This is a genomic window from Lysinibacillus sphaericus OT4b.31 (genome assembly GCF_000392615.1).
In the GTDB taxonomy this organism is placed as follows: Bacteria; Bacillota; Bacilli; order Bacillales_A; family Planococcaceae; genus Lysinibacillus; species Lysinibacillus sphaericus_B.
The window spans coordinates 62382-84706 of sequence record NZ_KB933398.1 but is presented as its reverse complement, the minus strand read 5'-3'; the positions used below and the strand labels follow the sequence as shown (position 1 = coordinate 84706).

Below are 22325 nucleotides of genomic sequence, written 5' to 3'. Positions count from 1 at the left end.
CTCAGGTCGGCTACGCATCGTCGCCTTGGTGAGCCGTTACCTCACCAACTAGCTAATGCGCCGCGGGCCCATCCTATAGCGACAGCGAGATGCCGTCTTTCAGTCTTTCACCATGAAGTAAAAGAGATTATTTGGTATTAGCCCCGGTTTCCCGGAGTTATCCCAAACTATAAGGTAGGTTGCCCACGTGTTACTCACCCGTCCGCCGCTAAATCAGAGGAAGCAAGCTTCCTCATCATTCGCTCGACTTGCATGTATTAGGCACGCCGCCAGCGTTCGTCCTGAGCCAGGATCAAACTCTCCATAAAAGAAATTTGATAAGCTCAAATTGTTTTGCTGGCATCAATTTTGATGTCCAAAATTTTGTTTCGTTCACGCACCGAAGTTCGCTACTAAAAACTTTATTGATTACGTTTTGCTTGTTCAGTTTTCAAGGTTCATGTTGTTGCTTTTTGTTTTCAGCAACTCTTATATCATAACATTTCTCATTTTCGTTGTCAACAACTTTTTTCAGAAGTTTTTCAACTCGTCAAAAGTGACAACTTTTATATTCTATCATTGCAAGATGTTGTTGTCAACCTCTTTTTGTGATGCAATTTTAAGTTTGTTATGTTTTTCTTGCGTCGTCTTAACGACAAGTAATAATTTATCACGAATCTACAACGAGTGCAAGTGTTTTTACTATAAAAATATCTTTTGTGATAAATTCGTCATTAGTAAGCTATTTATATACTTTTCGAGCACCAAGACTTCTTACTTTCGTGTAATCTATGACATTGTTTTTCTACTATACTCCTGTTTTTTATAAATCTCAATAAAATAAGGAGGCCCTTTTTATTCGGGCCTCCTTTTAATAGGACATTATTTCGTGATGTGGCGCATTGTTGGAAATAATAGTACGTCACGGATTGATGGTGAGTTCGTTAATAGCATGATTAAACGGTCAATACCAATACCTAAACCACCTGTTGGCGGCATACCATACTCTAACGCTTCTACGAAATCATTATCCATTTCGTGCGCTTCATCATTTCCTGCTTCTTTTTCAGCTAATTGTGCTTCAAAGCGTTCACGCTGATCAATCGGGTCATTTAGTTCTGTGAAGGCATTTGCATGCTCACGACGAACGATAAACAATTCAAAACGATCTGTGAAGCGCTCGTCCTCTGGATTTTTCTTAGCTAGTGGAGAGATTTCGACTGGGTGACCGAATACAAATGTTGGTTGTACAAGTGTCTCTTCTACTTTTTGCTCAAAAAACTCATTAATGATATGCCCCACTTCATGTGAAGGTTTAACTTCTACTCCATGTTCCTGAGCAAGCGCTTGTGCTTGTTCTTTTGTCATAGCTTGCCAGAAATCTACACCTGTAGCCTCTTTAACGGCATCTACCATATGGACACGTTTCCAACCTGCTGCGAGCTTGATTTCATCTTCTCCATATTGAACTGTTGTCGTACCAAGAACTTCTTGCGCTACATGTGCAATTAAGTTCTCTGTTAAAGACATAATATCTTTGTAGTCTGCGTATGCTTCGTATAGCTCAATCATTGTGAATTCAGGATTATGACGTGTTGAAATTCCTTCGTTACGGAAAACACGACCAATTTCATATACTTTTTCAAGTCCACCAACGATTAAACGTTTTAAGTGCAATTCAATAGCGATACGCATATATAGTTCCATATCAAGCGCATTATGGTGTGTAATGAACGGACGAGCCGCCGCACCACCAGCAATCGTATGAAGCATTGGCGTTTCAACTTCCAAATACCCCGCATTATCTAAATAGTTTCGAATAGCGCGAATGATTTTAGAACGTGTAATAAACGTATTTTTGCTATCTTCATTTGTCATTAAGTCTAAGTAACGTTGACGGTAACGTTGCTCTACATCCTGTAAGCCGTGGAATTTCTCTGGCATTGGACGTAATGCCTTCGTAAGGAATGTAAATCCTTCCGCTTTTACTGAAAGCTCCCCTACTTGTGTGCGGAAGACGTTACCACGGATACCTACGATATCACCTAAGTCAGCTTGTTTAAATAATTCGTAAGCCTCTTCACCAACGTGATCTTGACGTACATAAATTTGAATTTGTCCGCTTAAATCTTGAATATGTGCAAAGCCAGCTTTCCCTTTACCGCGCTTTGTCATAATACGGCCTGCGATAATAACCTCTTGAAGGTTTTCTTCTAGCTGTTCTTTTGTTTGATCTGCAAATTGTTCAATTACTTCTGTTGATAAATGCGTTCGTTCATAACGGCTACCAAACGGATCTTGACCATTTTCACGTATAGTCGTCATTTTTTGGCGTCTCACCAAAAGCTGATCATTTAATTCTTCTATGTTTGACACTTGTTTCACTCCTTATTAAATTGTCCGCGTTTACGTCCATAATATTTCTATTGTACACAATTTTAATGTTGTATTCATCTGTTTCGGTTTAATTTCCACGAGAGTCTAAATGATTAATAATTCAAATAATTAAAGTTCTCAATAAAAATAGAATGTCCAGTGAGCTATTCTTCAAATACACGTTCAATCGTTTCTTTTCGACGTTTGTAGTTTTGTTCATGTCACTTTGATGATGATGCACCCAAATAGGACGTTCAATGATTTTCAGATACCTCAATCGTTTATAGACGACCACTCGTTGATTGGAGCGCAGGCGGCGACTTCTGCAAAGAATAGCATGAGCAAAAGTCCCCGCAGGAACGTAGTGACGAGGAGACTGACGCCATGCCCGCAAAAAGCGTCCGCCGTAGCGGAAAGCAACAAGTTCATATAGAAACTTCTATTTGAAAAGAAAAAAGACTGTAAACAAACTCAATTTTTGAGTTTGTCTACAATCTGAAAGGAGACATCTCAACTAGAGATGCCTCCTTTTTCTTTTATAGAATCATTTCTTTCGCTGTTGGTATAAGAAGATTAGACTCACGTTCCTCATATTCATGCACCAGTTCATTTAATAGGGCACGAAGCTCTACAGCTGTTTCTGTTTGGTTAATAGCATTACGCGCTTTACCGTTACCACGAATACCTTTCAAGTACCATGATGCATGCTTGCGCATTTCACGTACGGCTACGCTTTCACCTTTTAATTGAACAAGACGTTCGAAGTGCAATAGACACACATCAATTTTTTCACGTACACCTGGCTCTTCTTTTAATTCTCCTGTTTCCAGATACTGCACCGTACGATAAATCATCCATGGATTTCCTAATGCAGCACGCCCAATCATCACTGCATCTACTCCAGTCGTTTCAAGCATACGCTTCGCATCTTGCGGTGTTTCCACATCGCCATTTCCGAGTACAGGAATAGATATATTTTCTTTAACTTGACGAATAATATCCCAATTGGCTTTACCTTCATACATTTGAACACGTGTACGGCCATGCACTGCTACCGCTGATGCACCAGCACGTTCTGCAGCTTGAGCATTTTCAACAGCAAATACATGTTGATCATCCCAGCCAATTCGCATTTTTACACTAACAGGTTTTCTCACCGCATCTACAACAGCTGCTACCATTTCGTATATTTTATTTGGATCTAAAAGTAAGCGAGCGCCCGCTTCACATTTAATGATTTTATTGACAGGGCATCCCATATTAATATCAATAATATCCGCTGTTGTGTTTTCGTCTACATACTTTGCGGCCTCTACTAACGTCGCCTTATCTCCACCAAAAATTTGCAAAGATAGTGGATTTTCACGTTCATCAATATATAGCATACTTAATGTTTTTTCGTTCTTATGGACAATGCCTTTATCACTAATCATTTCAGCATATACAAGCCCTGCTCCAAATTCTTTAACTGTTAGCCGGAAAGCAGAATTACAAATTCCAGCCATTGGCGCTAATACGACACGGTTGTCCATAACAATATCACCAATTCGGAACGGCTTCTCAGTTGTCTGACTCAACGTTGATTTCCTCCTTCTAATGGGTTCTCACCCTTTAATCCCTAAATATCTATTTTTAATGTCTATGCCATTATTGTAATAAATCCTCAGATGGTCCATTTATCAAATCCGGCTTTCAATGGGTAATTATTGTCATCCACATTGATAACAAGTATCTCTTTAGGTTGTATGGCTTACTTAAAGGCATATATGATATCTTGCTCTAGTGATTCTTTCCATAAAGTTACGCCTTCTTTTTCACAATTCAACTGTTTCAATGTTTCATGTGCTAGCTGTAATTGCTCACCCACTGGAGTAGGCGTAATTTCTATCAGTGGTACTAACACGAAAGCTCGTTCATACATTCTTGGATGTGGAACAATTAAGCTCTCTGTTTCAATATTTTCGTGATTATAGAGTAAAATGTCAAGGTCAATGATTCGAGGACCCCAACGAAATTCACGAATACGCCCTAGTTCGTTTTCGACCGACTGACAAATTTTCAACATTTCAGAAGAAGAATAACTCGTTTTAACATAGACCGCAATATTTAAAAAATCCGCTTGATCCGTATAGCCTACAGCTGCTGTTTCATAAATAGAAGAAATGCGGATAACCTCTATTCTTTTTTTATCCATTAAAATCTTAATAGCATGCTGAAGATTTTCATAGCGCTCTCCAATATTTGTCCCGATTGATAGAAAGACCCTATTCATCAGAATTCACCTCTTGTCATTTCAACAGACACCTCTTTGTAATAGCCATGTATCGGTGGATCTGGCTTAATGAGCTCCACACGGACACCTTTAACTTTGTCAGGATATGCCTTGAGTATGGTGTTTGCCATTTTTGATACAAGCGCTTCAATTAGCTTGAAGGGTTGACCCTCTACAATATCTCGACATATCGCATAAACCTCAGCATAATTCACAGTATATACCAAATCATCCGTTTCACCAGCTTGAGTCATATCCACCGCGAGTGAAACATTGGCACGGAAGCGTTGTCCGAGCGTTGTTTCCGCTTCTAACACACCATGATAGCCATAAAACTGCATGTCCTTTAAATGAATATAATCCATTAAGCTTCCTCCTCGTACAGTCGTTTACCCACTAACACATCCGTCATATACGTCGCACGCGCCATTTCCTTCACATCATGCACACGAATCATATGACACCCCTTTTCAATGCCATAAACAACTGTTGCACTGGTACCTTCTAAACGCTCCTCAACTGGAAGCTTCAATACATTACCAATCATTGACTTACGCGATGTTGCCAGTAGCACGGGATAACCTATAGCTACTAAATCATCTAAATGCTGCATCATTTCAATATTTTGAGCTGTCGTTTTCGCAAAGCCGATACCTGGGTCTAAAATAATATGATGATCGGGTACACCAGCCTTCTTGACAATGGTAATACTTTCTTCTAAGTCAGCCTGTGCTGTTGCCCAAAAATCAGCACCATAGTTCTGGTTTTCACGATTATGCATTAAAATGATAGGCACATTTAGTTGTGCTGCAACCTGGGCGATCGCAGGCTCTGCCTTTGCACCCCAAATATCGTTAATGATATGTGCACCTGCTTCAATCCCTGCACGTGCCACATTCGCTTTATACGTATCAACTGAAATAATAGCTGGCACTTCCGCAAGCAAGGCTTGAATAACCGGCACAATACGTCCAATCTCATCTTCATCGGAAATGCGCTCATAGCCCGGCCGTGTGGATTCACCGCCAACATCAATAATTTTAGCTCCTTCAGCTACCATCTTCTTCGCTTGTTCGACAGCTGACGCGACGTTATTGTACTTGCCTCCATCTGAAAAAGAATCAGGCGTGACATTTAAAATCCCCATGACAAACGTTTCCCTAGTATAGTCTAAAGTAATTCCGTTAATCGTTAACGGATTTTTATATTTTTCTAGCATATTGATACTCCTTTTATCCTTGTTCCATTTCCTTTACGAACGCTTCATGTAATCGCAAATAAATAGGTCCTTTATTGCCAAGTAGCTGCACGTTCTCTAATGCTCGAATTGGAACAAGCTCTTGCACAGAATTTGTAATAAAGCATTCTGTACCTTGCTCTGTCTCATTTTTAGCAAAAAGCCCTATCTGCACTTTAATGCCAAGAGACTGCGCTCGCTCAATTACCCATGCCCGTGTAATCCCAGGTAAGATGCCCGCCTCTAAGGAAGGCGTATATAGTATATCATTTTTCACCCAAAAAATATTAGATGTAACGCCTTCCGCTACATAGCCAGCACCCGTTAAAAAGAAACCTTCTTGTTCCACCAAAGACGGCAATTCAAAGCGCCCTAAAACGTTATTGCCATAATGATGTGACTTCACACGAATATCACATTCAGGAGTATTACGTCGTGTCTCTAACCATCGCGCTGTTTTTTCCTTGCCACGAGGGGTATCATGTAACTCCTTACGAAAAACGATTACATTTGGCTTCCTATACTCCATTGGCTGTAAACCAATTCCATGATCTCCAGCCGATACATTTATACGAAAATAACCATCTTGACCGCCAGCCACAATATTTAAATGGTCGATCACTGCAAGTAAATCATCCTTTGAATAGGGCATGTAAATACGGTATTGCGCAAGAGCTGCCTGTAACCTTTCTATATGAGCCGCCCAATCCAACACTTTCCCGTTGTATGTTCGAAATGTTTCAAAAAAACCAAGCCCATATAAAAAACCATGATCAAATGGGGAAATTCGTAAATCTGCTGCCGCTATATAATTTCCGTTCATCCAGCACTGCATTTATCTTGCTCCCTCTACGTACAGTTCTATAAAATGGTGCAACAGTTTTTTGCCCTGCTCTGTCATGATAGACTCGGGATGATATTGAACACCTTCAATTGGATAATCCTTATGTCGAATACCCATAATTTCACCTTCCATAGTCCATGCTGTCACTTCGAAGCATTCTGGTAATGAATCCTTCTCTACAATAAGCGAGTGATAACGAGTTGCTTGAAATGGATTTGGCATACCTGTATGTAGGCCAATCTCAGCATGCAACACTGGAGATGTCTTACCGTGCATTAATCGCTCAGCACGAATAACATTGCCACCAAAAACTTGTGCAATTGCTTGATGACCGAGACAAACCCCTAAAATCGGAATATTTCCCGCGAAATACTTGATGATATTTAGGCTTTCTCCGGCTTCGTTTGGACTACATGGCCCTGGGGAAATAACAATCATATCTGGGGCAAGCTGTTCAATATCTTGCACCGTTAACACATCGTTTCGCTTCACGACCAGTTCATGCCCAAACTCTCCAAAATACTGAACAAGGTTATACGTAAAAGAATCATAGTTATCAATCATTAAAATCATTTTACTCGCTCCTCTGCCATCGCCTTTGCCTGCCACATCGCTTTCGCCTTATTTAAAGACTCTTGGTATTCCCTTGCTGGAATAGAATCAATAACTATACCTGCACCTGCTTGAATATGGGCTACGCCATCTTGGATAAATGCTGTTCGTATCACAATATTAAACTCCATATCACCCGTATAGCCTAACCAGCCGATGGACCCTGTATATAACCCTCGACGCACTGACTCTAGTTCCTCAATTATTTCCATTGTTCGTATTTTAGGTGCCCCTGTAATGGTTCCACCCGGGAACATCGCACGAACTACATCAGCATTGGTTTTGCCTTCAGCTATTTCACCCCGAACATTAGAAACAATATGCATTACATGTGAGTAGCGTTCAATAACCATGAACTCGTCTACCTCAACAGTTCCATAGGCTGATACTCTCCCTAAATCATTACGTTCTAAATCGACAAGCATCACATGCTCAGCGCGTTCCTTCTCGTTATCAATTAATTCCTGTGCTAATGCTAAGTCTTCCTCTTGTGATTTACCTCTTGGGCGCGTTCCTGCAATTGGTCGCGTTGATAAATCTCTTCCGTGGCGTTTCACTAGCAACTCTGGCGAACCAGATACAACAGCAAAATCAGGCGCTTCAATGTAAGCCATATAAGGTGAAGGATTAAATGCACGTAATGCCTCATACACATCCATAGCTGTAGCATTTAATTTTTTTGATTGACGTACAGACAAATTCACCTGAAATACATCCCCTTGCGCGATATATGTTTGGATTTTACTTACTGCCGCTTCAAAATCAGTCCCCGCCAAAGATACGAGCAATTCACTTTCATCATTTACAACCTCAACTGCACTTGCCTTTTCGAATTTGCGTGTAGCAAAGCCTTCTTGAGCTGCAGCCTGCCATGCATGTGATCGCTCCTCCAGATTCACATCACAGCCTTCTAGTTTCATAAGCGTAACGCTGTTCGTCTTTACATCATGTACGGCCCAGCAGTCAAAAATGTAAAAATAAATATCTGGCACAGCCAAATCGTCCGTCGCTAGCTCTGGCAACACTTCAATTTTGCGTGCATAATCATAAGACACAAAGCCAATCGCTCCCCCCTGGAAAACAGGGAGCTCCCCATTATAAGGAATTTGATATTTTGCGACTAATTCTTCCAGTAAAGCAAGTGGTTCCCCGTATAAAATTTCGCTATTCCCATTTCTCCATCTTACATGCAAGCCATCCTCAATCGACTGTGCTGTTGCTAATGGTTGCCAAGCAGCAATGTTAAAATGTCCTCCACGTCCACTTTCTAAAAAAACATGTGCCTGTTCTTCTTCTGTTTGCCTTTTATAGCTATAAAAAAATGCGTCTGCATCCATCGTCAATGTTGTCGTATGTAATGTCCTCACGTTGCAACTCCCCTTTAAAACTTATGATGTGATTCCATCTTAACGTGAAAAATGCAGAGAGGCTAATTTTTTTTGCGAAATGAAAAACGAGACTCCAATTAATGGAGTCTCGTAACAAAAAGTAAGATTAGTCTTCAAATTGATATAAAGGAGTTGATAGGTAACGCTCACCATTTGAAGGAACAATGGCAAGAACGTTTGAACCTTTTCCTAAACGTTTAGCCGTTTCAATGGCAGCGTAGATAGCTGCACCTGAAGAAATACCACATAAGATACCTTCTTCTCGCGCAACTTTTCGAGCTACATCAAAAGCAATTTCGTTTTCTACAGGGAATACTGAAGAATAAACATCTGTATCTAAAACTTCAGGTACGAAGCCAGCACCAATACCTTGGATTTTATGTGGACCCGGTTGCCCGCCTGACAACACTGGGGAATCTTTTGGTTCAACAGCGATAATTTCGATTTCTGGGTATTTTTCTTTTAATACGCCACCAGCACCTGTGATTGTACCACCTGTACCAACACCCGCTACAAATGCATCCAATTTTAAACCTTCGAATGCTTCTACGATTTCAGGACCTGTTGTTAAACGGTGAACAACAGCATTTGCTGGGTTTGTGAATTGTTGTGGGAGGAAGTAGCCATGCTCTGCAGATAATTCTTCTGCTTTTGCAATTGCACCTTTCATACCTGCTGGCCCTGGTGTTAACACAAGGTCTGCACCATAAGCACGCAATAAATTACGACGCTCTAAACTCATCGTTTCTGGCATTACTAAAATCGATTTATAGCCTTTTGCCGCAGCAATCATAGCTAAACCAATCCCTGTATTACCCGAAGTTGGTTCAATAATTGTGCCACCAGGTTTTAAAGTACCATCTTTTTCAGCTGCTTCGATCATCGCTAATGCTAAACGGTCTTTTACTGAACTACCTGGGTTAAAATATTCTAATTTTACGTATACTGTACCTTCATTTTCATTTGTTGCATGATTTAATTTTACGATTGGCGTTTTACCAACTAATTCAGCTACTGAGTTTGCTAATTTACTCATTGATCATCCCACTCCCAATCCCTACTATTTTTATAGGTTTTACTTATTTTGTATTTTATCAAGTTTTCCATTCGATTGTCAATAAATAAAACTTATATTTTCAGAATATTTATTAGAAGCCAGAAAGTATGCAACTTTCTGGCTTCTCATCATTTCTTTTCTTCTCCGTAGTACCAAGTTGCTTTAAATTCTGACCAAAATGCTTCTGGTGTCATAGACTGTGGTAACTGTTCTAGTGCAAGCTCACGTTCAATATGTTCTTTCACATCGTCATATGTAAAGGATTGACCCTCTATTACTTCTTGCACTTGCACAATGCCATAGTGGCCATTATCTAGCTTAAATACCTTACTAACCTCTTTAGCTGATAATGCTTTAGCTGCCTTCAGTATTGCAGGCTCGATATTGTCCTGTTTGTCTGTTAAAAAGCCAATATCTCCACCTAAACTTGCGGATGCACTATCCACTGAAATTTCACGGGCTAGTACTGAAAAATCAGAACCGCTTTTCAGTTCGCTTAATGCTTCCTCAGCTTCTTTTTTGGATTCTACTTCGATAAAATCTGTACGATAGCTTGTTTCAATATTGTAAAGGGCCTTATTTTCCTCATAGTATTTTTCTATACTATCCTCTTTAATGACCACATCTTTTGTAAGTACCTTATCTAAAATAAGCTGCGAACGTATTTTTTGTCGTAGTTGTTCAGCTGAGAGGTTTTGCATTGCCGTATCGAATTTATCTTGAGCTGAGCGCATTAAAGCAAGCTCTAAATCAATTTCTTTATCCGATACTTTAATTTTAAATTTTTTTGCTGCCTTCTCCATTACGGATTCATTGACTAAATTTTGTAATGTCTCTTTGCCATAACGTTCTTCCATAGCAATCATCCACTCTTGGCGTGTTATAGCATCACCGTCAATGGTAGCAACTTGTTCGTCACTACCGATTTCCTGTGCTTTATTGGGAACCATCCAAGCTATAAACCATAAAACATTTCCTAATAACAAAATAGCGAGTACTATTAAAACCGGTTTCGTCTTTAAACGACGTTGCGATAAGTGCGTTTGGTTGGATGTGGTAGAAGCTAGAGGCCGTCGATTACGCGTTGAGCTCATCGATGAACCCTTCTAGCTCTTCTTTTGCAAAATGATATGTTTCTAAACAGAAATGACATTGCGCTTCCGCTTGGCCATCTTCTACAATCATTTCTTGTATTTCTGCTGACCCCAATCCTAAAATTGCTGCACCAAATCGCTCTTTTGAACATTGACATTTAAATTCAACCGGCATTGAATCTAAAATTCGGACATGATCTTTCCCTAAAACAGCTTCTAAAATTTGTTCTGGTGTGAAGCCTTTTTCAATCATTTTTGAAACAGGCTCTAAAGTCGCAAGATGTTGCTCGATTTCATTTATTGTTTCTTCTTCACAGCCTGGCATTAGCTGAAGAATAAAACCACCAGCTGCAAGAATCGTGTTATCCGGATTTACTAATACACCCAAACCTACAGATGATGGCACCTGCTCAGAAGTAGCAAAATAGTAAGTAAAGTCTTCTGCAATTTCCCCTGATACGATTGGCGTTTGTCCGGAGAACATATCACGTAGGCCAAGGTCTTTTACAACCGTTAATGCACCCTCTGTCCCAACACCTGCACGCACATCTAACTTACCGTACTCATTTAAATCAAAATGCACGTGTGGATTTGTCACAAAGCCACGAACTTCACCCTTGGCATTACTATCAATCACCATAGGACCGATTGGACCATCACCTTCAATTTTAACGGTAATTTTTTCTTCACCTTTCAACATAGCTCCCATCATTACACCCGCTGTCATGGAACGACCAAGTGCCGCCGACACGATCGGCCATGTATTGTGACGACGTTGGGCTTCTCCCACTGTCGCTGTTGTACAGGCTGCAAAAACACGGACCTGCCCATTAAACCCTAAACCTCTTACTAAATAATCTTTCATAGATGATAGTCCCTCATTTCTTAGTAGTTGCGTTTATATAGCTTATATAAGCCTTTTAATGTTAAAAACGGATCGACTACATCAATAGCTTGCGTCTCTCCAGCAATTAAATTTGCTAACCCACCAGTTGCAATAACAAGCGGCTCTTCCTTACTTTGTGCCTTCATGCGATTAACGATGCCCTCAACTTGCCCAACAAAGCCATAAAAAATTCCCGCCTGCATTGCAGAAACGGTTGTTTTCCCAACAATATGTGTAGGTTGCATTATTTCGATACGTGGTAATCTAGCCGCCTGCGTATACAATGCCTCTGTGGAAATGGTAATACCCGGAGCAATAGCACCACCCATATAGTCGCCCTTTTCATTCAAATAACAAAATGTTGTCGCCGTACCAAAATCAACAATAATGAGTGGTGTCTTGTATTCATCAAGCGCTGCTATAGCATTAACTATACGATCTGAGCCAACTTCTCTTGGATTTTCGTATTTAATATTTAATCCTGTTTTCACACCCGGACCCACGACAAGAGGTTTTTTTTGAAAATACTTCCGGCACATCGCTTCTAATGAAAACATTATTGGCGGTACAACCGAGGATATAATAATGCCTGTAATTTGTTCAAATGAAATGCCTGCATGATGAAAAAATGCCTGTACTTGCATCGCATACTCATCTTCCGTTTTATGAAGATCGGTCACCATTCGCCAATGGTATGCTAGTTGGTCATTAGCATCATAAACGCCTAATACTATATTTGAATTTCCTGCATCTAATACTAAAATCATGCCTGAAGCCTCCATATCCCTTGTGCCTCGACGAAAGTTTTCCTGTCCGCTTTTCAGTCTAATGAGTTTGTACTTTGTTCGCACAAAGTCAATCAACACGATTGCTATTCTGCGACATTCTTTAGAGGCTATAACTTTATTCAGTAGGCATTCTAACGTCCACTGAATTAACAACTTGTTGAACTGAGCTCAGCAAAGCTCTCTACTGATAAAAGTTAGAACACTTTAGAAAATGATACCATAATTTTAAACCAAGGAAATAGCAATCATACTCATGACAAAAGGAGCAAACCAACATGTACTGAAGGTTGCTCCTTGAAACATTATTTAAAATTAAATTTTTCAGGGTCTGGACCACAACGCAAGCCATCGTTTATTGCATCTAACTTCGCCATTTCTTCATCCGTCAGCGAAAAATTAAAGACATCTAGATTTTCTGTCATACGAGCAGGCGTCATTGTTTTTGGAATTGTTACAACACCATGCTGAACATCATAACGTAAAACAATTTGTGCTGGTGTTCTGCTATATTTTGCTGCTAACTCTTGAATCAATTCTTCCTCCAACAAGGCACCATTCATCAGTGGTGACCATGCCTCCACTTGAATAGCATGTTCCTTACAATATGCGCGCACTTCCTCTTGCGTTAAATGCGGATGGAATTCAATTTGATTGATAACTGGGATAACCGTTGTCTCTCTCAATAAATTTTCTAGATGGTGCACATGAAAGTTGCTTACACCAATTGAGCGCACACGACCATCTTGATAAATTTTTTCAAGCGCTTTATATGCTTCAATATGATTTGTATCTATACCAGGCCAATGAACCAAATATAGGTCTAAATATTCTAACCCTAATTTTTCTAGACTACGATCATAGGCTGTAAGTGTTTCTTCATAGGAAAGCCCGTCGTTCCACACCTTTGATGTCACAAATAGTTCTTCACGTGTTACTAATCCTTCAGCGATTGCTGCACGAATTCCTTGTCCAACACTTTCTTCGTTCCGATACACTTGCGCTGTATCTATACTACGATAACCTTTTGCAATGGCTGTTTTCACGGCCTCTGCCAAGTCCTCGCCTTGTGGCACACGAAAGACCCCATAGCCCACTAACGGCATTTCAAGACCATTATTCAATGTTACGTTTCCCATGTTCAACACTCCTATCCATTTATTATGCAAATGCACAATACACTAACTATATCCTAAAGCTTTATGCTAAAAAAAGGCAAAGAAAAAGACTGTTTACGAAATTCGTAAACAGTCCATTACGTAATTAATCACGTTTTTCATCGAAACCTTTTGGTGTATCTTGTCGCTCACCATCGTCTTTCGGTAAATCAGCTGTTGTTGGATTCGGTTCATCACTTAGTAGCTCTTTTTTTAGAACTGGTTGTTGACTAACCTTTTCTAACATTGGCTGCGCTTCAACTTTTGGAGCATCAAGTTGTTCAACAACCTCTGGTTCTGGTAAAACCCCGTGATCACGTAAATGCTCAATTTCTTGCGCGTTCAATGTTTCTTTTTCCATCAACGTTGTGGCAATTAAATCAAGTAAATTACGTTTTTCCGTTAAAATACGTTTCGTACGCTCATATTGCGTATCGATAATTTTTTGCATTTCTTTATCAATTTCATAGGCAACCGAATCTGAATAATTTTGATCAGAATTAAAGTCACGTCCTAAGAATACATTGCCACCCTGACTTGAGCCAAATTGCATAGCGCCAAGATTCTCACTCATACCATATTCCGTAACCATTGCACGAGCTATGCTTGTTACCTTTTGGAAGTCATTATGTGCACCAGTGGATACTTCTCCCAGTACAATTTCCTCAGCTACACGACCACCAAGAAGGCCCGCTATGCGATCTAAAAGCTCTTGTTTTGTTGTGAAGAAACGTTCTTCCTTCGGTAACATAATCGCATAACCGCCCGCTTGACCACGAGGAACGATTGTTACTTTGTGTACTGTATCCGCTTCATCAAGTTCTAGACCCACAACCACATGCCCCGCCTCATGGAAGGAAACAAGTTTTTTCTCTTTGGCTGAATACACACGACTAGCTTTCGCCGGACCTGCAATCACTCGGTCAGATGCCTCATCGATATCTGCCATATTTATCGAACGTTTACTTTTACGTGCCGCTACAAGAGCTGCTTCGTTTAATAAGTTTTCTAAGTCCGCACCTGAGAAACCAGGTGTACGTTGCGCTACAGCTCCTAAATCAACTGAATCTGCTAAAGGTTTATTGCGTGCATGCACTTTTAAAATCGCTTCACGACCTTTTACATCAGGATGCCCTACTGTAATTTGACGGTCAAAACGACCAGGACGTAATAATGCTTTATCTAAAATATCTGGGCGGTTTGTTGCGGCGATGATAATAATACCTTCATTTGCTCCAAAGCCATCCATTTCAACTAACAATTGGTTCAGTGTTTGTTCACGCTCATCGTGTCCACCACCAAGACCTGCGCCACGTTGGCGACCTACAGCATCAATTTCATCGATGAAAATGATACATGGTGCATTTTTCTTCGCGTTTTCAAATAAATCACGAACACGTGATGCACCGACACCGACAAACATTTCTACGAAGTCAGAACCTGAAATTGAGAAGAACGGAACGCCAGCTTCACCCGCTACCGCACGAGCAAGTAACGTTTTACCTGTACCTGGAGGACCTACAAGTAAGATACCTTTTGGAATACGTGCACCGATTTCAGTGAATTTGCGGTGATCCTTTAAGAAGTCAACAACCTCTACAAGTTCCGCCTTCTCTTCATCTGCACCCGCTACATCTGTAAAACGAACTTTTTTCTTTTGATCATCATAAAGTTTAGCTTTACTTTTACCAAAGCTCATTACTTTATTGCCGCCACCTTGAGATTGACTCATTAGGAAGAAGAATAAGAAGATGATGATGATGAATGGGATAATCCCTGTGAAAAACTGTACCCATCCGCTAGTTTCTGGTGCTTTTAAAAAATCAATATTGCTATTCTTATCCTTCGCAGCAGCATCGATTCGATCCATTAATGATTGATTGTCACGTGGTAGGTTCACTGTAAAACTTTCGCCTTTTTCATAGCCTTTCATTGAACCTTCAACGATATAAACTGATTTATCAGGTTGAATTTTTGCTTCTGTAATTTCATTCTTATCAAGAGCCTCTAAAAACTCCGGATAAGTAATTTCTTTCGTTGGCGATTTACCACCGTTGAAAGTACCAAATATACCGATAATCACTAAGAAAATCAGTAAATAAAATATGGTATATCGAAATATTCGATTCATCTCCAGCCTCCTCATTACAAACAGAAAAATTATAAGTAAAATCTTAACATATCATGATTTCATCATACAACGAAAAGCCTTACTTAAAAAAAGTTTCGTTCGATTTTTGTCAAAATCTAAACATATTTATTTGTAGCAAATTACGTTCCAGCTTAATTGTACCTAGCACCATACTTTCGTACAGTTAAACAATGTGTCAAGATTTTGAATTGTGCTAACACATGTCAAAATCTATAGCATCCGCTGGAGGCTTTAATTTTATACAGCTAGCGTATGCAGATTAACTATTTAAAATTAAAAAGAGTATACCGCTGGCTTCAAAATGCCGATATACGGTAAGTTTCGGTACTTCTCTGCATAGTCTAAACCATAACCAACAACAAATCCATCTGGTACCTTAAAACCAACATAATCTGCAGATAGGTTCACTTTACGACCTGATGGTTTGTCTAAAAGTGTTACGATTTTGATGGATTTTGCTTTACGGTATTTAAATAAATCAACCAGGTAGCTTAAAGTTAAACCACTATCGATAATATCCTCGATAATTAATACGTCACGTCCCTCAACACTTGTATTTAAGTCCTTTAAGATTTTCACTTCACCAGATGAAACCGTAGCATTTCCATAGCTAGAGACATCCATAAAATCTAGCTCGATGAAAGAATCAAAACGTTTCATCAAGTCGGTCATAAAAGGCATCGCTCCTTTAAGTACACCTACAGCTAGCGGGAATGAATCTTGGTATTCCTCTGTCAATTGAGCACCAAGCTCAGCAATTCTTTCTTGCAATTGTTCTTCCGTAATCATAATTTTTTCGATGTCATTTTGTAACATATCGATTCCTCCTCGTGTGTATCAAAAATTTTCAGCCTATATAAGGGTGAAATATTTTACAAAGACCATTAGTCTACGATGAGCACTGTATCATCGTTTGGTTGTGCGGTTGTTGAAAAGAAAACACCCATACGCACACCAATTACCGCTACGACCTCATCAGATTGAGAAATCAGTAACGGCCAGCTATTTCGCTCATTTAAAGGAATCTTTTCATCTATAAAAAGGCGAGATAAGCGTTTCGGCTGATCCATTCCTTTTAACAGCATTCGGTCTCCTTCCTTACGTGCCCTAACATAGAGCGGAAGTGTAAGTTTGCTAGCGTTAAAATAAAAAAGTTGTGCAGTATCCGACAGCAATTCAGTTGATAATTCAGGTAACTTAACTAAGCACAGTCGTACACCATTTGACAATGTTATCCAACTATTTGCAATCGAAAGTATCTGTTTTTCAATAGCAGTTTGGTCTTCGAATGATTCTTTCTGGTGAATCGTTAATTTTCCGTAACTACGAACTGCTATAAAACCTTCTGGCAAGTGAACTTCAGCAAAACCCGCCGTCGTATCACATAGCTTTGAAAGCGAAGTCATTAATGCATAACTTTGTATCGTATTTGAATCTTTGTAAAGATAGTTTAATAGTATTAAAATGAGTCTCCTTTGTAAAGCAAGTGGTACCAATTGAAATGCTTCAATTTTCATACTATACATATTTCCGTTGTTTCTGTTCACTATCTTTGAAAATACCTCATGTGCCAGTGTCATCAAGAATGCCTCATCTTCTTGCAAATGCTGTGTAAAATGACTCACCTGTTCTGCCACTCGTGGATTTTCTACTTTCAATAAAGGTACTACATGGTGTCTGAAACGATTTCGTACATAAACGTCTTTATTATTGCTAGCATCTTCTCTATAATCTAAACCTTGCTTCTGTAAATATTCCCTTATTTCGGTTTTTGTAACCGTTAAAAACGGACGAATTAATGATTTTCCTTCAAAAAAACGCTGTGGGCGAATACCTTGCATACTATTCATCGTTGCATTTTTCGTCAGGGCCATTAATACTGACTCCAGTTGGTCGTCCGCATGATGTGCAGTTACAAGCTTGGTAGCCACCGTATTTTGCATGACTTCTCCAAAATAACGATAGCGCTCTCTGCGACAAATAAGCTGTGAGTTACCATTTTCCAAAGCCATAATTTCAGGTATCGGGATAGCCGTTGCATGTAAGATAATGCCGTATTTGTTGCAATATCTTTGTACAAAAGCTCTATCCTCCGCTGATGCCTCACCTCTCAGCATATGATCGACATGCACTGCTTCTATTTTAACTCCCCATTGTTTTTTTGTTTTTACAAAATAATGGAGCAATGCCATTGAGTCTACACCGCCCGAAACGGCGACGAGAAGATGGTCGTCTTGCTGTAATAATTGCTCTTCTTCAATAAATTGTTTAACTTTTAATTCAAATGACAAACGCTTCTCCTCCCCTTTTCGTATTCTTTTATGATGATTTACTCATGGAGTATTGTACTGGTCTAAATACAGCCCAAGTTGGGACAACATGTGTAACTTCTAACATCAATACTGTACAATCATCCTCTATTTCATAATAAGCTTGGAAAGACTGCATGATTGTAGTTAATTTTTCTTGAATCGATTTATTTGTGCCAGCAACCTGCTGTGCTTGAGCTAAAAATGTCTCTTCCTGTTCATCCCAATCAGCTACACTTGAAAACAAGCCATCTGAATGCATGAGAATGACATCCCCCGCCTTCAGCTTTCTTTTTTCAGCCTCAACCGCTGAAATAGACAAGAATCCAACTGGTGCAGCATTACTTTCAACCTTCAACACCTCTTTACCACGTAAGATATACGTAGACATACCGCCAGCCTTCCATGACCATAAATCACCATGTTGCAAGTCAACAAGGGCAAAATCGAGTGTTGCATACATATCATTTTGCTGCTTCAATGACATTACATAATGCAAGGTATGCATGGCTGTCTCTGGGTTCATATTGAAATTTAAACATTCACGCATCAAGTGAATCAATTTCCTACTCTCATGTTGAGCTTCTTTACTCTGTCCCATACCATCTGACAATAAAATTGCAAAGAGCCCTGGGTGCAATTGAAATAGGGCATGAGAGTCGCCAGAGTACAATGTTGCATCTTTTGACATACTATATATATCATACTCTACTTCGAAGCTAATAGCAGACCTAAAGCTAACTTGAATGTGGCGAAATGGTACATCACACGCAACTACCTTGTCAATTTCAAAAGGTTCATCGAAAATTTCATATAATATTGGCAAGATCATCCGTTCCGCTAATGTCGTATCATCCTCCCAATTGACTTGTGCAGGCGCTAAAGCACATACAATTTTTCGTGCACCTGCCTTATTGCTTAACACATCTAGCTGAAAACACTCGATATGTGCATCCTTCAAACGTTGAACAATATCTTTTTCCACACTGACGAAAGAAATAGTCTCTTCCTTCATCTCCGCAATTAACTGATTTAGATGATTGCTCATATCACGTAATTGCAGTGCGATCATTTTCTTCCCGTGGAAATATTGGCCATTAATGCGCTCTCTATACAGCTCTGTATCTAACTCTTCGAAAATCTTCGTCGATTTTACACATTTATAGCGTATTTGGTCTTCTACGCGATGAATGGATGACTCTTTCCCCACGCCCTTCATATGGAACCAATCTGTCATCAGCTTGTCCATACCATTATTTTGTGCCCCCCAGCACCTATCATAACGAAAGCAGCTTAAACATGTATTCATTGGTGCGACTTCTTCCTTCGCTTCTACAGGAGCTGTCATAAAACGCTCAAATACCAGTTCCTTCATGAATTGTACAAAGTGTTGAAAATGCTCTAACTTATATGTGACATGCTCTGTCAACCAATGCTGACGTGCCAATAATACCTCTTCACGTTGTGGAAACAACTTGTCCCTCACCTTATCCGAATAGCTTTTCGGAATGACTAAGAAAACAATACTTCCAATAACAATTGATGTAAAATATACGCTATCTAACGGCAATGTTGCATCGTAAAATAAAAAAAACACACTTGGCATTATACTGCCAATCGCCACGCCAAATCTCCCCGCTCGAGCTCCCATACCAGCACATAGCCCGGTTAAAGTAGCAACAGATAACATACCTGTAAAAGAAAGCTTTGCAACACCTATTAGCGTTCCAAGCACCGCCCCGATTACCGTGGCTAAAGGTACACTCCCTACCAAAGCGCCAAAGCAAATAAGTAACTGTAATAAAAAGATTGGCAATGAAAAATAACTAATAACCACTGTCTGCATCCCCGTGAGCATGGCGGCAAATACCACTAACCCTGAGCCAAGCTTTTCGTATGTCCAATGGCTAGTAAACCATTCATAGGAGTTTACAAACAAGACCTGCATAAATAATGTCATGATTAGTGCTAAGGCTGCTTCACACCCCACATAAAACTGTACAAGTACTGGCGGTAAGCCCTGATACACAACTCCCTGCCACAGAATTTGGATCAGTATTACAGCTAATGAAACGGCTATACTTTGGGGCAACTGCCAGTAGCGAAAACGCATGATGCATTCATACATAACTATTTGTAAGGCCAAAATGACAACTTGTCCAAATTCGAGAAAAAAACACCCAATCAAACTTCCAAATAGCACAAACTTGGCATATTCTTTATATTTACTACGAATAATTGCCCAAAAAGGGACGGAGAAAGGTACAGCTGCTTCAAACACAACAGACTGAGCTAAAAAAAAGGATGTTAAAAAAAATAGAGAGCCTAGTAATAATTGTCTTTTTTTCGCCCCTAATTTTTGGTCTTCTACATTCTCTGTTTCATACCATTCAACACTTGTCATTTCAATATCCCCTTTCTACACTTTTGGCTATTATAAGAAATTATGTGCGGAAAGATTGTCTGACGATGACAGAAAAAAATATAAATATTTCGACGAATACGTATGCATAAATACGAGAAATGGCAGCAACTACTATAAAAACTGGTCGGTACATACCCTCAGTAGTTTTCTTTACTGTGAGAGTTGAAAATCTACATGATAATTACTAGACAAGAACAAATTCCTACAAAATGATTAAGATAAAGATAGTCAAAGTGTACAAATGACAGTAATATTATTTACTCTTAACGGCGGCAGCTAACACAGAAGTTGTTCACTCGTTCTATATGTTTTCATTTATCGCGGATTTTTTTAACTTTTTTTATAAAGATACTTGACACTTGTTATGATCGCTTGTATTATTTAATTTGTCCTTTAAAAAGGGATATGCGGAAGTAGTTCAGTGGTAGAACACCACCTTGCCAAGGTGGGGGTCGCGAGTTCGAACCTCGTCTTCCGCTCCATCAGAATATTGGCGGTAACACGGGTTCGAATCCCGTAGGGGTCATCGTGCAAAAAAGCGTCTCAGAATTGCTTCTGAGACGCTTTTTCTATGAAAAATTCAGTGCAATGTCATAAACTTAGTACAACCATCAACTAAGATGTTTCGACAAATACAAATGGCTGCATGAGGATAGTTCGTTCTTTTGTTATGTCACCTTGCAAAAATTGTGGCATACTTAGATTAAAATGTACTTGTTATTGGAGGTTTACTTTCTTTGAGTTCATTAACTAAAGCCGCTCTAATTTGCGGCAGTGGCTCGATGATTATTCTCATATCGATCCTCATTAAATTGCCATTTGTCATACAACTATTATTATTATTCACTGGACTAATTATTAGCATATATGGCGTGTTTCTACTAGTAAAAATGGTAGTCCATCCGACTGAAAAACTAGCTAAAGATTCCATCGAACAGCCAACTGTGCCAGCACCTAAAAAGAAAAAAGGACCAACATCTACACTATAGAAAAACATATAGTGGTAGCTTCCTATGCACTACAAGCACGTAACTTCAATTTATAAAAAAATTGAATTACGTGCTTTTTTATTGCGATTGAAATAAATTCTTTTTACCATGTTCACATCATTGTCCTGCTCTCAAGTACCCAATAAAAATTCACATACTGTTTGACGCAATCAATACAAAAAGGGATCAGCCTTTGTCCTTAACAAAAACCAATCCCCACGTTATTTAACACACTTTTTCTACGATTAAAACAGTCAGCAAACTACCCTCTTCTAGCACCGCGACCACCGCGTTTAGACTCTGTTGCACGTTTAATTGTTGCTAGACGCTCATCACTGTCTTTTAAGAAACGTGCCATTTTTTGCTCAAAGTTTTCTTTTGGCTGGTGGCGTTCGTTACGATCGTTAGAGCGATTGTCACGACGTGGACGTTGAGGACGTTCTGGTCTCTCAACTTGAGGCTTTGCCTTACGAATTGAAAGACCAATCTTTCCATCCGCTTCAACATTCATCACTTTTACTTCAACTTCATCTCCAACTTTTAGATGCTCATTGATATCTTTTACATAATTATCAGCAACTTCACTGATGTGTACTAAGCCTGTTTTGCCATCTGGCAGCTCAACGAATGCTCCAAAATTTGTGATTCCTGTTACTTTACCTTGTACCTTGCTGCCTACTTCAATTGACATAAAAAAAATGCTCCTCCTTAAAAATTAAGCGACTCTTTGAGCCATGTAATCAATGTAATCAAACTTTTTACT

General features: G+C 39.5%; 19 protein-coding genes, 1 tRNA gene and 1 other annotated feature. Of the genes, 2 read left to right on the top strand and 18 right to left on the bottom strand.

Annotated elements, in window-relative coordinates; all coding sequences use genetic code 11:
• Positions 1 to 250: a sequence feature (16S ribosomal RNA rRNA prediction is too short), on the bottom strand.
• Between the two features lie 611 nt (positions 251 to 861).
• From lysS to H131_RS00340, 17 genes are all read right to left on the bottom strand, one after another.
• Complete coding sequence (gene lysS / locus H131_RS00420; RefSeq protein WP_196228847.1) at positions 862 to 2364, bottom strand: lysine--tRNA ligase; 1503 nt, start codon at positions 2362 to 2364, stop codon at positions 862 to 864.
• Positions 2365 to 2891: 527 nt separating this feature from the next.
• A complete protein-coding gene (gene dusB, locus H131_RS00415) occupies positions 2892 to 3932 on the bottom strand; it encodes a tRNA dihydrouridine synthase DusB (protein ID WP_010857056.1) in 1041 nt (346 codons plus the stop codon).
• A gap of 173 nt (positions 3933 to 4105) precedes the next feature.
• On the bottom strand, positions 4106 to 4630 hold the full coding sequence (gene folK / locus H131_RS00410; protein ID WP_036129659.1) for a 2-amino-4-hydroxy-6-hydroxymethyldihydropteridine diphosphokinase: 525 nt from the start codon (positions 4628 to 4630) through the stop codon (positions 4106 to 4108).
• On the bottom strand, positions 4627 to 4992 hold the full coding sequence (gene folB, locus H131_RS00405; RefSeq protein WP_010857054.1) for a dihydroneopterin aldolase: 366 nt from the start codon (positions 4990 to 4992) through the stop codon (positions 4627 to 4629). The genes folK and folB overlap by 4 nt, the downstream gene beginning before the upstream one ends.
• Positions 4992 to 5846 carry a dihydropteroate synthase gene (gene folP, locus H131_RS00400; RefSeq protein WP_010857053.1) on the bottom strand — a complete coding sequence of 285 codons (855 nt, stop codon included), beginning with the start codon at positions 5844 to 5846 and terminating at the stop codon, positions 4992 to 4994. The genes folB and folP overlap by 1 nt, the downstream gene beginning before the upstream one ends.
• Before the next feature lie 13 nt (positions 5847 to 5859).
• Entirely contained in the window at positions 5860 to 6699 is an 840-nt protein-coding gene (gene pabC, locus H131_RS00395) for an aminodeoxychorismate lyase (RefSeq protein ID WP_010857052.1), read from the bottom strand.
• Complete coding sequence (gene pabA, locus H131_RS00390) at positions 6700 to 7281, bottom strand: aminodeoxychorismate/anthranilate synthase component II (RefSeq protein WP_010857051.1); 582 nt, start codon at positions 7279 to 7281, stop codon at positions 6700 to 6702.
• Entirely contained in the window at positions 7278 to 8657 is a 1380-nt protein-coding gene (locus H131_RS00385) for an anthranilate synthase component I family protein (protein ID WP_080647700.1), read from the bottom strand. The genes pabA and H131_RS00385 overlap by 4 nt, the downstream gene beginning before the upstream one ends.
• 157 nt (positions 8658 to 8814) lie before the next feature.
• The gene (gene cysK, locus H131_RS00380) at positions 8815 to 9744 is read right to left on the bottom strand and encodes a cysteine synthase A (protein ID WP_010857049.1); all 930 of its coding nucleotides are present in this window, start codon (positions 9742 to 9744) and stop codon (positions 8815 to 8817) included.
• Positions 9745 to 9893: 149 nt separating this feature from the next.
• On the bottom strand, positions 9894 to 10859 hold the full coding sequence (locus H131_RS00375) for a peptidyl-prolyl cis-trans isomerase (protein ID WP_010857048.1): 966 nt from the start codon (positions 10857 to 10859) through the stop codon (positions 9894 to 9896).
• Positions 10843 to 11724 carry an Hsp33 family molecular chaperone HslO gene (gene hslO / locus H131_RS00370; RefSeq protein ID WP_010857047.1) on the bottom strand — a complete coding sequence of 294 codons (882 nt, stop codon included), beginning with the start codon at positions 11722 to 11724 and terminating at the stop codon, positions 10843 to 10845. Before hslO ends, H131_RS00375 begins: the two co-directional genes overlap by 17 nt.
• Positions 11725 to 11744: 20 nt before the next feature.
• A complete protein-coding gene (locus H131_RS00365; RefSeq protein ID WP_010857046.1) occupies positions 11745 to 12512 on the bottom strand; it encodes a type III pantothenate kinase in 768 nt (255 codons plus the stop codon).
• Between the two features lie 323 nt (positions 12513 to 12835).
• Positions 12836 to 13669, bottom strand: a complete 834-nt coding sequence (locus tag H131_RS00360; RefSeq protein ID WP_010857045.1) for an aldo/keto reductase — start codon at positions 13667 to 13669, stop codon at positions 12836 to 12838.
• Between the two features lie 124 nt (positions 13670 to 13793).
• A complete protein-coding gene (ftsH, locus tag H131_RS00355) occupies positions 13794 to 15818 on the bottom strand; it encodes an ATP-dependent zinc metalloprotease FtsH (protein WP_010857044.1) in 2025 nt (674 codons plus the stop codon).
• Positions 15819 to 16112: 294 nt separating this feature from the next.
• Positions 16113 to 16655 (bottom strand): hypoxanthine phosphoribosyltransferase, encoded by a 543-nt coding sequence (gene hpt, locus H131_RS00350; protein WP_010857043.1) that lies wholly within the window; start codon positions 16653 to 16655, stop codon positions 16113 to 16115.
• Positions 16656 to 16723: 68 nt separating this feature from the next.
• Complete coding sequence (gene tilS / locus H131_RS00345; RefSeq protein ID WP_010857042.1) at positions 16724 to 18130, bottom strand: tRNA lysidine(34) synthetase TilS; 1407 nt, start codon at positions 18128 to 18130, stop codon at positions 16724 to 16726.
• A gap of 28 nt (positions 18131 to 18158) precedes the next feature.
• Complete coding sequence (locus H131_RS00340) at positions 18159 to 20552, bottom strand: SpoIIE family protein phosphatase (RefSeq protein ID WP_010857041.1); 2394 nt, start codon at positions 20550 to 20552, stop codon at positions 18159 to 18161.
• 428 nt (positions 20553 to 20980) lie between these two features.
• Here H131_RS00340 and H131_RS00335 point away from each other — a divergent pair.
• Both H131_RS00335 and H131_RS00330 read left to right on the top strand, forming a co-directional pair.
• A tRNA-Gly gene (locus tag H131_RS00335) sits at positions 20981 to 21055 on the top strand.
• Between the two features lie 255 nt (positions 21056 to 21310).
• Complete coding sequence (locus H131_RS00330) at positions 21311 to 21562, top strand: hypothetical protein (RefSeq protein ID WP_010857040.1); 252 nt, start codon at positions 21311 to 21313, stop codon at positions 21560 to 21562.
• A 262-nt stretch (positions 21563 to 21824) separates the two neighbouring features.
• Here H131_RS00330 and H131_RS00325 read toward each other — a convergent pair whose 3' ends face one another.
• A complete protein-coding gene (locus H131_RS00325) occupies positions 21825 to 22253 on the bottom strand; it encodes a S1 domain-containing RNA-binding protein (protein WP_010857039.1) in 429 nt (142 codons plus the stop codon).
• Positions 22254 to 22325 lie beyond the last annotated feature (72 nt).